Origin of the sequence: Owenweeksia hongkongensis DSM 17368 (assembly GCF_000236705.1) — a bacterium.
In the GTDB taxonomy this organism is placed as follows: domain Bacteria; phylum Bacteroidota; class Bacteroidia; order Flavobacteriales; family Schleiferiaceae; genus Owenweeksia; species Owenweeksia hongkongensis.
The window spans coordinates 1,947,365-1,959,322 of record NC_016599.1 but is presented as its reverse complement, the minus strand read 5'-3'; the positions used below and the strand labels follow the sequence as shown (position 1 = coordinate 1,959,322).

10 protein-coding genes are annotated in these 11,958 nt (G+C 40.8%); 5 read left to right on the top strand and 5 right to left on the bottom strand.

Features of this window, described 5'->3' with window-relative positions; translation table 11 throughout:
- The first annotated feature begins 122 nt into the window (after positions 1-122).
- The 3 genes from prfB (at position 123) to arsC (ending at position 4,961) form a co-directional block, all read left to right on the top strand.
- On the top strand, positions 123-1,229 hold the full coding sequence (prfB, locus tag OWEHO_RS08850; protein ID WP_014202132.1) for a peptide chain release factor 2: 1,107 nt from the start codon (positions 123-125) through the stop codon (positions 1,227-1,229).
- Between the two features lie 112 nt (positions 1,230-1,341).
- The gene (locus tag OWEHO_RS08845; protein WP_014202131.1) at positions 1,342-4,617 is read left to right on the top strand and encodes a DUF7948 domain-containing protein; all 3,276 of its coding nucleotides are present in this window, start codon (positions 1,342-1,344) and stop codon (positions 4,615-4,617) included.
- 5 nt (positions 4,618-4,622) lie between these two features.
- On the top strand, positions 4,623-4,961 hold the full coding sequence (gene arsC / locus OWEHO_RS08840) for an arsenate reductase (glutaredoxin) (RefSeq protein ID WP_014202130.1): 339 nt from the start codon (positions 4,623-4,625) through the stop codon (positions 4,959-4,961).
- Positions 4,962-5,062: 101 nt separating this feature from the next.
- On the opposite strand, the gene OWEHO_RS08835 is transcribed toward arsC, so the two are convergent.
- Positions 5,063-5,269: a hypothetical protein gene (locus OWEHO_RS08835; RefSeq protein ID WP_041628117.1), complete on the bottom strand. Its 207-nt coding sequence runs from the start codon at positions 5,267-5,269 to the stop codon at positions 5,063-5,065.
- Positions 5,270-5,574: 305 nt separating this feature from the next.
- The gene (locus OWEHO_RS08830) at positions 5,575-7,629 is read right to left on the bottom strand and encodes a S9 family peptidase (protein ID WP_014202128.1); all 2,055 of its coding nucleotides are present in this window, start codon (positions 7,627-7,629) and stop codon (positions 5,575-5,577) included.
- 95 nt (positions 7,630-7,724) lie between these two features.
- Between OWEHO_RS08830 and OWEHO_RS08825 the strand changes: the two genes are divergently transcribed.
- Together OWEHO_RS08825 and OWEHO_RS08820 are read left to right on the top strand one after the other, a co-directional pair.
- Positions 7,725-8,606 (top strand): SDR family oxidoreductase, encoded by an 882-nt coding sequence (locus OWEHO_RS08825; RefSeq protein WP_014202127.1) that lies wholly within the window; start codon positions 7,725-7,727, stop codon positions 8,604-8,606.
- A gap of 3 nt (positions 8,607-8,609) precedes the next feature.
- Positions 8,610-9,521, top strand: a complete 912-nt coding sequence (locus OWEHO_RS08820; protein ID WP_014202126.1) for a glycerophosphodiester phosphodiesterase family protein — start codon at positions 8,610-8,612, stop codon at positions 9,519-9,521.
- On the opposite strand, the gene OWEHO_RS08815 is transcribed toward OWEHO_RS08820, so the two are convergent.
- The 3 genes from OWEHO_RS08815 to recA form a co-directional block, all read right to left on the bottom strand.
- Positions 9,502-9,798 carry a hypothetical protein gene (locus tag OWEHO_RS08815; protein ID WP_014202125.1) on the bottom strand — a complete coding sequence of 99 codons (297 nt, stop codon included), beginning with the start codon at positions 9,796-9,798 and terminating at the stop codon, positions 9,502-9,504. The two genes, OWEHO_RS08820 and OWEHO_RS08815, sit on opposite strands and share 20 nt — an antisense overlap.
- A gap of 3 nt (positions 9,799-9,801) precedes the next feature.
- Complete coding sequence (locus OWEHO_RS08810) at positions 9,802-10,824, bottom strand: tetratricopeptide repeat protein (protein WP_041627522.1); 1,023 nt, start codon at positions 10,822-10,824, stop codon at positions 9,802-9,804.
- Between the two features lie 61 nt (positions 10,825-10,885).
- The gene (gene recA / locus OWEHO_RS08805; RefSeq protein WP_014202123.1) at positions 10,886-11,881 is read right to left on the bottom strand and encodes a recombinase RecA; all 996 of its coding nucleotides are present in this window, start codon (positions 11,879-11,881) and stop codon (positions 10,886-10,888) included.
- Between the last annotated feature and the right edge of the window lie 77 nt (positions 11,882-11,958).

Genomic DNA, 11,958 nt, shown 5'->3' with positions numbered 1-11,958 from the left:
ACGCAAAAGTAATAAAGCCTTTGATATAAGGTGGGTTAGGTGCTAAATGCTTTTAATTGCAAATTAAAGATTACTAAGCAACTCAAGAATTGCGGATTGGATTTAACCTTTACTTTTGCAACATGATTTCACAAGAAGACTTACGCGAGCTAGATGAGAGGCTGTCAAAGCTGAAAGCTTATCTGGATATTGAGGAGAAGCGAATCCTTATCAGGAATGAGGAGGAGAAAACCGGTGATCCTGATTTTTGGAATGACCATGACGCTGCAGAAGCCGTGATGAAAAAAATCCGCGGGCTTAAATTTTGGGTTGAAGCCTATGAAAGAGCAGAAGAGCAACGCGAAGAACTTACCCTTGCGATAGAGTTTCATGAGCTTGGCGAAATGGAAGCCTCTGAAGTGGAGCGAATCTACAAAGGGATAATGACAATTGTGGAAGACTTGGAGTTTAGAAATATGCTTTCTGGTGAAGAGGATAAGCTGAGTGCGGTATTGCAAATTACAGCTGGTGCCGGTGGAACCGAAAGTTGTGATTGGGCAAGCATGCTTATGCGAATGTACTTGCGATGGGCAGAAAGAAATAAGTTTAAGGTTCGGGAGCTCAACTACCAAGCTGGCGATGTGGCTGGAGTAAAAACGGTGACCTTAGAAATAGAAGGCGACTTTGTATTTGGTTACCTCAAGGGTGAAAATGGTGTTCATCGCTTGGTGCGTATTTCACCATTTGACAGTAATGCAAAACGCCATACTTCCTTTGTATCCGTGTATGTATATCCTTTGGTGGATGAAACTATCAGCATAGATGTAAACCTATCAGATATCGAATGGGATACTTTCCGGTCTGGCGGTGCTGGAGGGCAAAACGTAAACAAGGTAGAAACAGGCGTGCGTTTGAAACACAAGCCGTCAGGTATTATTATTGAAAATACTGAGAGCCGTTCTCAGCTTCAAAATAAGGATAAGGCGATTCAACTTTTGAAATCTCAGCTGTATGAAATAGAGATGGAGGCCAAGAATCAGGCTAGAGCCGAAATTGAAGCAGGGAAGAAAAAAATTGAGTGGGGTTCTCAAATTAGAAACTACGTCTTGCATCCGTATAAATTAGTAAAAGACGTACGTACAGGTACCGAAACCAGTGCAACTGATGCTGTGCTGGATGGCGATATTGATGCTTTTATAAAAGCCTACTTGATGCAAGAAGGTCAGAGCAATGAATTGCAGGAGCAATAATCGCTTACGCGATGAAAACCTGAATTAGCAAACGCAAAGTGATAGCTCATATAATTGTTGTTTGCGAATCTTGAAAAAGGACATACTTTTAAGGTTTACCAAAATTCATAAGTTGATAAAACCTTTACGGATATTAATCTTACTTATTCTATCTAGCTGGCTTGTTTCGGGTCAGTACCAGCCTACTTTTATAGCAAATGAGGGTCAATGGTCGCAACCATTTGATTATAAATATGACATGGCAAGTGGAGTTGTTTTTTTGCAAGGCAGTTCGGTGGTGGTAAGCATGATTGACGAGGATGCTTTGGGCGATTTTCATAGAGCCATGCATGGCGAGGATGTAGAAACTCGAGATTATATTCAAGCTCACGCTTATGAGGTAAAACTTGTTGGAGCTTCTTTGGATATTTCTTCTGTTACCAAAGATAAATCCCATACCAAATACAATTTCTTTTTAGGGGCTGATTCTGAAAAATGGAAAAGTGGAGTTGGCGCTTATAGAGAAGTGATGTATACTGATGTTTATCCTGGTATCGATGCCAAATATTATTTTACCCCTGAGGGAAATCTGAAGTATGATTTTGTTGTAAAACCCAAGTCCAACCCTAAGCAGATTGCAATGCAATATATAGGGGTTGATGGCATGAAGCTAGAGCATGGAAACCTGACTTTACAAACCAGTGTGAGAGAAGTTTTGGAGATGGCGCCTTTTGCCTATCAGCAAATAAATGATGAGCGAGTAGAGGTGCCATGTGAGTATAATATTGAAGGAGATTTGGTAGTTTTTGAAATAGGGAATTACAATAGAAAATATCCTTTGGTAATTGACCCTGAATTAGTGTTTAGTACCTTTTCAGGAAGTACTGCCAATAACTTTGGCTTTACAGCCACATATAGTGAAGATGGAGGTTTATATGCTGGAGGTATTGTGTTCAATGATGGTGGTAAATACCCTGCCACCCGAGGTGCTTTTCAAATTAATTTTGCAGGCCCTCGAGTTGATGTTGCAATTAGTAAGTTTAGTGCTGATGGAAGCCAGTTGGAGTATGCCACTTATTTAGGTGGTGGCGAAGATGAGATGCCCTATAGCTTGATAGAAACTAAAAATAAACAGCTGGTCGTTTATGGATCTACCGGCTCCAGTGATTTTCCCACACGACCTAATGCACATGACAGAACCTTTGCTGGTGGAGGGAATGCGTTGAGCTTTTTTCTGGGCGATGCTTCATTTCCACAGGGTACAGATGTGTTTGTTTGTGTGTTAGATTCAAGTGGAGGTACACTTCCTGCAGCTACACTTTATGGAGGTACGGGTAATGACGGAATTAATAGCCTCGACTATAATTATGGGGACACCTTTAGGGGAGAGGTGATAACGGATAGTATTGGAAATATTTACATAGTAGGGAGTTCAAACTCTACCAATCTTACTGTAGGACCAAGTGCATTTATCCGCACCGCACCCGATTCCATTAATGGATTTGTGGCAGCCTTCGATTCCACGCTTAGTACACTTAAATGGGCTTCCTATCTTGGCGGTATTGGTGAAGACAATGCGCTTAGCGCTAAATTGTCAACCGATTTTCAAAGTATTTATATTGCTGGAGGTACTCTTAGCAATGATTTCAATTTTCCAAATGAAGCCTATCAATCCAATAGAAGTGGTGATAGAGATGGTTACATAGTAGAGCTTGGTGTTAATGATGGTAATTTTATATCAGGCACTTACAATGGGTCTCCAGGTAGAGATGTGAACTACTTTGTGGATATTGATTATACCGGAGATGTTTATGTGTTTGGGCAAACTCTAGGTGATTATCCAATTACCACCGATTCTAATATTTATCATAACGCTAGTAGCTCTCAGTATATTCATAAGTTTAGTTCAGATCTTCAAAAATCAAAAAGCTCGATGGTGTTTGGTGATGGTGCACATATTACCAATAATATTTCGCCAACGGCTTTTATGGTGGATGAATGTCGAAATGTCTATGTTTCTGGTTGGGGAGGCGAGGTGAATAGAGGTGCCAATCACAACCAAGGGTTTACGCGCAACTTACCTTTAACATCCGATGCTTTTCAAAGCACTACCGATGGAAGCGATTTTTACTTTATGGTGCTTGATGCATCCTGGAAAGAGCTTAGTTACGCCACATATTTTGGGGGATCAAATGATGATCATGTAGATGGTGGCACAAGTAGGTTTTCACCGGATGGTACAATTTATCAAGCTGTGTGCGGAGGTTGTCCAGGGAATAGTAATTGGCCTACAACAACTAATGCTTACTCAAGACACAATTTAGGATTGGATATAAGCGCATGCAATTTAGCTGCAGTCAAAATGGAATTCTCGGCTTTAGAAGTAGAGGCTAAAGCTACTCTCAGTAAGGATAGCGCTTGCGTTCCTTTTTCGGCAAAAGTTAATAATGAAAGTTTTAATGGTGATATATATAAATGGATATTACCAAATGGATCAGTGATAAATGGTAATCTGGATTCTATTGAAGTTCTTATTAGAGGAAAGCATATTTACAATTTGATTGCAATCGACACGATGTGTAACACAATCGACACATTTGCTCTACCGGTTTACGGTTTTTCAGATTCTATAGTCGCTAAGTTTGAGCCAGTATATGATAGCTGTAGCAATATTTTTGAGGTAGATTTTGTCAATCAATCCAACGATGCTATTTCCTACTCCTGGAACTTTGGGGATGGAAAAAAATCAACAGATGTCTCGCCCAAGCATTATTATACTAAGGAGGGAGTTTACACTGTGACCATGGTGGCTGAGAATAAAGCCTGTGGTATATCAGATACGGTGGAGAAGAGTCTGAAGTTTGTTAAGCGAGCTTCTTCCAATGATTTTAGCATAGATTATGAACCATGCAGAGATGGAGGAGATGTAAAGCTTTCTGCTTGGGGAACACATTTTCAAGATTATGAGTGGAATTTCGGGAATGGGGAAACAGCCCAGGGAAAAGCCGTAAACTATAGTTTTTCAGAAAGTGGCAAGTATAAGATATCACTGAGTCTTAAGGATTCATTATGTCAAAGATATTTTACCAAAGACACGGTGCTTGAAATTTTCTCGGATGGCTACACTCCTTGGATGCCAAACATTTTTACCCCAAATGGAGATGGCTTAAACGACTACTTTGGTTTACCGGAAGGAGCTCACCCGGAGTTTTATAAATGGGTAGATATGAAAATCTTCAACCGTTGGGGAAAATTGATTTATGAAACCAATGATATAAATAAGCCCTGGGATGGCACTTTTGAAAGCAATACTTTGGCCGAAGGTGTTTACTTTTACACCCTTGAAATTGAAGATGCCTGCTCAAATCAAAAAGAGTTTAAGGGCTTTGTTCACCTAATGAATAAATAATAACCATGGTTTTATATCACAATACACGCTGCTCCAAAAGCCGCGAAACTTTGCAATTGCTTGAAAGTAAAAATGTAAACCCCGAAATAGTGGAATACATGAAGGAGCCTATCACTCCGGGAGATTTAGAGGAAATTTTGGATAAGTTGGACATAGACGCCATTGATTTGGTGCGCAAGAAAGAGGCTATTTGGAAAGAAGAATTTGCCGACAAAGAACTTACCGAAGATGAGGTGATCCTTGCAATGATAGAGTACCCACAACTTATGGAAAGACCAATTTTGGTAAACGGTGATAAAGCCCGTGTTGGCCGCCCGCCAGAAGATGTGCTCGAAATTATTTAGGTAGAAATACCAAGCATGCAAAAGCGGCTACTGATGAGGTAGCCGCTTTTTTATGTTTTGCTGAATTACTTTTTTTAAGAGTATAAAACTGAGTAGTGAGATTAATCCAGTTTAAAATCATCCTGTACTTTATCCCAATCTACTAGTCTATCCGGTTCGTTTACGGATTTTTGAATACGCTCTCTAACAATAGCCTTGTACTCTTCAGGAATTTCTACCTCGTGAGATACTTCAAAGCCCAATTGCTTCACAAGCTCCATAAAGAAGCCAAGTTTTTTATCCGGGATTTTAAGGGTTACTTCTTTCATGTTGAAAATATTGACGTATTTCAAAGATAGCCAATTGATAAGCATTATTTTTTTGCTGGCGCACTTTTGTAAAGCGTGTCCAGGTAAGTTTATCATTTGGATGAAGCACAGATTGTAAATCTGCGCTAGCTGGAACGCTACTTAGGAGCTACCTAAGGATAAAGTCTTTGTGTAACTTCATGGTTGTACAGAACCATTAAGAAGTTAAGGTTTATTAAGACTTGCTTCATGTTTCTTCATTCCTTAATGGTTAAAGAAATGCACTCTTTTACACGACATATTTTAATGTAATATTGTAATCGATGTCATTTTAAAATCCCCTCCAACTTCAACAAAAACGCATATTCCATAGCCGTTTCTCTATAAGCTTCAAATCTGCCGGAAGCACCGCTATGGCCGGTGTCCATATTGGTGTATAGGTACAGCGGGTTTTTGTCCGTCTTTTTGGTGCGGAGCTTAGCTACCCATTTGGCAGGCTCCCAATACTGTACCTGTGAGTCGTTTATTCCGGTGGTAATTAATAGAGAGGGATAATCTTTCTCCTCCACATTGTCATAAGGCGAATAAGACTTTATATAATCATAATAATCGCGATCATTAGGGTTTCCCCATTCGTCATACTCTCCGGTGGTCAATGGAATAGAAGTGTCGAGCATGGTGGTTACCACATCTACAAAAGGCACTGCGGCAATCATTCCATTAAAAAGATCAGGGCGCATGTTCATCACGGCTCCCATTAGCAGGCCGCCAGCACTTCCACCCATCGCGTAAAGGTGTTCGGTAGTCGTGTATTTATCTTCAATCAGTTTTTCCGCGCAAGCGATAAAATCCGTAAAAGTGTTTTTCTTTTTCAACATTTTTCCGTCTTCATACCACTGGCGTCCTAGGTATTGTCCACCACGTATGTGCGCTATTACAAACACAAAACCTCTATCCAAAAGGCTAAGTCGAGTTGCACTAAAACCCGGGTCTACTGTAATTCCGTAAGATCCATATCCATAAAGAAGGGTAGGGTTGCCTTCAGCTTTTTTCAGGCTCTTTTTGTAAACTAAAGACATCGGCACTTTGGTGCCATCTGCGGCTGTAGCCCAAATGCGCTCCGCATGATATTCTTCAGGATTGTGGCCGCCCACTACTTCCTGCTGTTTCATCACCTGCTTTTTTCTAAACTCCATATCATAATCGATAACGGAAGAAGGCGTAGTAAGTGATGAATAGCCGTAACGCAATGTTTGGCTGTCAAACTCAGGGTTGTTGCCAATGCCAGCGGTGTAGGTTTCTTCGTCAAATTCCATGTAGTGCTCATCGCTGCCATCCCAGCGCTTTATGCGAATTCGCGTCAAGCCATTTTCGCGCTCTTCAGTTACTAGGTATTCCTTAAATATTTCAAGGTTTTCCAAATACACATTAGGGCGGTGCGGAATTATCTCTTCCCAATTTTCCTTGGTGGTTTTGGCAAGTGGAGCGCGCATCAACTTAAAGTTGGTGGCTTTGTCGGCATTGGTAAGGATGTACCAAAATTCACCAAAGTGCGCCACAGAATATTCTAAATCGCGGACACGCGGCTGTATAATTTTAAACTCACCTTCAGGATTGTTGGCATCCAAATAGCGATATTCATTAGAAACAGTGCTCCCGGAAGCAATCATAATGAAAGATTGCGATTTGCTGCGGTAAGCCCCACATACAAAGGTTTCATCTGCTTCGTGATAAATTTCTACATCATCGGTTTTGCTGCCAAGCTTATGTCTGTAAACTTTATTTGGGCGAAGTGTTTCGTCTTTGGCAGTGTAAAAAATGGTAGAATTGTCATTAGCCCAAGCTGCACCTCCAGTGGTGTTGGTGATTTCATCTTCCAAAATTTCTCCGGTTTCCAGATTTTTAAAGCGAAGCGTATAAATTCTACGACTCACTTTGTCCTCACCAAAAGCCAATAATTTGTTGTCAGGACTCACGCTCATGCCTGCTACCTGATAGTAGCTATGCTTGGCGGCTTCTATATTTACGTCCATCATTATTTCCTCATCTGCGCTAAGCTGGCCCTTCTTACGGCAATAGATTGCATGCTCTTTTCCCTCTTCAAATCGAACATAATACCAGTATCCATTCTTATGGTAAGGAACCGAAGCATCATCCTGCTTTATACGTCCTTTTATTTCTTGAAAAAGATTTTCCTGAAGTTCCTCAGTGTCTTTCATTTCGCTTTCGCGGAATGTGTTTTCGGCATTCAGATATTCGACCACTTTTGGATTTTCTCTATCACGAAGCCAGAAATAGTCATCTACTCTGTCATCTTCATGAATAGATAAAGATTGTGCAATCTTTTCGGCAAGCGGGAAGCGTATGTCAGTCTTTTGCATAATTTGCAGGAATATTATTGGATGGTGCAAATGAATACATTTGCTATCAAAGCTCAGAACAGGATTACTAAAAATCCTAGCCAAAAGTAAAGGTTATGACAAAACGATATATGGAAGGAATGCTGCGCGAAGATGCGCTAGCGGGAAAGGTGATTGTAATTACAGGCGGTGGCACTGGGCTTGGGCGCTCTATGGGCGAATATTTTTTGCAGCTTGGCGCTAAATTGGCCATTTGTGGAAGACGTCAGGAAGTGATTGAAAAATCTGCAAAAGAGATGGCCGAAGCTAGTGGAGGCGAAGTTTTTCCATTTTCATGTGATGTAAGAAATTATGAAGAAGTAAAAGCCTTTCATGCTGCTGTAGTCGAAAAGTATGGTCAGGTAGATGTGCTTTTGAATAATGCTGCCGGAAACTTTATCAGCCCTACAGAAAGACTTTCGGCCGGAGCTTTTGATGCGGTAATCGACATCGTGTTAAAAGGTACCAAAAACTGCACATTGGCCTTTGGAAAACATTGGATAAATTCGGAACAAGAAACAGCCACCGTCCTAAATATTGTGACAACTTATGCTACCACTGGTTCTGGATATGTGGTTCCATCGGCAATGGCCAAGGCTGGAGTTTTGGCTATGACCAAATCACTGGCAGTGGAGTGGGCTAAGTATGGCATTCGCTTTAATGCTATAGCTCCGGGGCCATTTCCTACCAAAGGCGCTTGGGACAGATTACTGCCAGGCAACATTTCTGAAAAACTAGACTTAGAGGCAGAGGTACCTATGAAGAGAACTGGCGAGCGCCAGGAGTTGGCCAATCTTGCGGCTTATTTGGTTTCTGATTTTGCTTCTTATATGAATGGTGAAGTGGTAACCATAGATGGTGGTGAGTGGCTTCAAGGTGCTGGGCAAATGAACTTTTTGGAAGCACTTGGAAAGGACGAGTGGGACTGGATTGAAAAAGCCACACGAAGCGCAAAGTAAGCTATGAGGAAACTGTGTTTGCTTCTTGGAACACTAAGTTTGATCAATTCATGTACTCCAGTTACGGAGCCTTCTAGCTCTGATTTTGAATGGCAAGGCCATCGTGGTGCCCGTGGTGCATTTCCTGAAAATACTATTCCCGCTTTTTTGTTTGCATTGGACGAAGGCATGAATACCTTGGAGATGGACGTGGTGGTAAGCAGTGATGAAAAGCTGGTGGTTTCTCATGAACCGTTTTTCAATCGTGAGATTTGCAATGTCAATTTTGTAGATGGTGGTTTGCCGGATACTTTGGGAGTAGGTAATAATATTTACCAATGGACTTACGAAGATGTAAGTCATGTGGATTGTGGAAGCTTACCAAACTCTAAATTTCCAGATCAAAAGAAAATACCTGCGGTAAAACCCTTGCTTGAAGATGTGATAGACACGGCAGAGGTTTATGCTAAAGCGAATAAACTACCAGCCCCAAATTATAACATTGAAATAAAAAGTCGCCCTGAGTGGGACAATCTGTACCACCCGGAAATTGAGGAATACGCGAGCTTGCTTGTAGAGTTACTTAAAAATAAAGATGTGCTAAGCCGCACGGTTATTCAGAGTTTTGATAAACGGCCTCTACAGTTTTTACATAAAGAATACCCCAAGATAAAATTGGCTTTGCTGGTTGAAGATGATATTTCTGCAAAGGATCATATTTCAGATTTAGGCTTTGAACCTGAAATATACAGCTGTTATTTTCCCTTGGTAAATCAGGATCTGGTAAACTATTGCCATGAAAAGGGAATGCGGATTATCCCTTGGACGGTAAACACCAAAGAGGAAATATCTCAGCTAAGGGCAATGGGAGTAGATGGCGTTATTACTGATTATCCTCAACTAAAACGAGAAGTGACTACTTCAGAAAACGATTAGCCTTTTCTGTTTCGCCAAGCTTGTGGTAAATAGTGGCAAGCAATTCTTTTGCCTTGGTGGAGTCTTTAGGGTTATGATACTTCAGTGTGTACATATTCATCAGCGATTCTGCACCTTTAAGCAAATCGTGATTAGCACTATTGCCATACTTTGTTAACTCCTCAGCTTTAGCTAGAATAAACTCGCCTTGCTCATGTCCTGCTTTAGTTTTTAGTAAAGAGAAAAAGGATTTTTGAGCATCTTGATTCCAAATATTTTCAGGTGGTATTTGCCTCACTATTTATTTGCTTATTCTTTCTAAAGCCTCTACGGCAGGTGTGTACTGAGGTAGTGCTTTGATGGCTCGTTGATAGTCTTTTTTAGCATTGATAATATCGCCCAGCATTTCATGAGAATAGCCTCTACCGTAGTAGGCTTTGTAGTTTCTTTCCCTTGCATTAATGGATTGTGTAAACAAATCTCTTGCCTTGGCAAATTGTCTTAGCGTTAGGTGAATGTAGCCCATGCTGTAGTAGCTTTCAGCATCAGCAGGATTTATTTGGGTAGCCTTGGTGAATGCTTCCAAAGCGCGGTTCTCCTCATTCTTATTCATATAATACGCTCCCAGCTTATAGTAAACATCCCATCGTTGTGGTTGCTGATCAAGTATCCTTTTATAATAAAACGGAGCTAGGGTGTCACCACGGTTGGCTAGAGTTACACCAAGCATATCCAAAGCTTCAATATAATCCTGCTTAAGGTCCACTGCATTCTGAAAATACTGTAAGGCCAGACCTGTGTCCTGCTTAAAATCGCGAATGATAATACCTTTCATAAAGTAGGCCTGAGGATCTTTATCGTCAATTTCAAGTTGGCGATTTACCATTTTCAATGCCTTTTCATATTCCTGAACAGTAATATAGAGTTCCGTTAAACTCAGCAAGCAGTTGGAATTTTTTGGATCAATCTTAATACACTTTTCCCAATCCTTTTGTGCAGCACGACCTTTATTTAGTAAGTAGCTCATTTCGCCCCTAGCTTCATACACTACTGCCAAGTTGCTATCTATTACATAGGCTTTGCCAATATCTATGCGAGCTGCATTTACGTTGTTAGCTCTCAAATATACTTTTGCTCTAAGCGCCAATTTTTTTGCGTTTAGTTCATCATTAGAAAGTAATTCATTGATAGAATCAAGTGACGATGCAGGGGGAGTGGCTACATTTTTCTGGTCAGAGCTATCATTTGTAGAATCTTCCGTTGGAGTATTTTGGCAGCTAGCCAAAAACAAAGTGGTAAAAAGGGCAAAAAGGATATTTTTCATAGGTGTCAAAACTAAAAAAGTCCGCTGTAAATAAGCGGACTTTTTGATAAGGTATTTCAATCTACTTTTTGATAGCTTCTCTGATAAGGCCTTCAATCTCATCAGCCAGCTCCGGGTTGTCAAGTAAAAGTTGCTTTACAGCATCACGTCCTTGGCCAAGCTTAGTGTCTCCATAGCTAAACCAAGAACCTGATTTCTTTACGATTTCATGATCTACACCAAGGTCAATTATTTCACCCACCTTGCTGATTCCTTGTCCGTACATAATGTCGAACTCAGCTTGCTTAAATGGAGGAGCAACTTTGTTTTTCACCACTTTTACACGGGTGCGGTTTCCAATTACTCCGTCATTATCTTTTATCTGCGATGCACGTCTTATATCTAAACGAACCGAAGCGTAAAATTTAAGTGCATTACCACCGGTGGTAGTTTCTGGGTTTCCAAACATCACCCCAATTTTTTCTCTAAGCTGGTTGATGAAAATGCAGCAGCAATTAGTTTTGCTAATAGTAGAAGTGAGTTTACGCAGAGCCTGCGACATCAACCTAGCCTGAAGTCCCATTTTGCTATCGCCCATTTCACCTTCAATTTCTGCTTTTGGTGTAAGTGCAGCTACCGAGTCAATTACGATAAGGTCTATCGCGCCTGAGCGAATAAGGTTGTCAGCAATTTCCAAAGCTTGCTCACCATTATCAGGCTGAGAAATAATTAGCTCTTCGGTGTTGATGCCAAGGTTTTCAGCATAAGTACGGTCAAAAGCATGCTCGGCATCTATAAAAGCGGCAATGCCACCTTTCTTTTGTGTTTCAGCTATAGCGTGAAGCGTAAGTGTGGTTTTACCAGAAGATTCAGGGCCATAAATTTCAACCACTCTCCCTTTTGGATAACCCGCAATGCCCAAGGCTACATCCAGGCCTAATGAACCAGAAGAAATAGATTCAACAGAAACTACAGGGCTGTCACCCATTCGCATCACCGCACCTTTACCATAGGTTTTGTCCATCTTGTCCATGGTAAGTTGTAGCGCTTTCAGTTTTGCGCCTTTATCATCGCTCATATCTAAATGTTTTTATTCTAAATCTTAAGAAAGGCAAATATAACCAATACGATGTGGGATTTGGGTGATGTTTATAA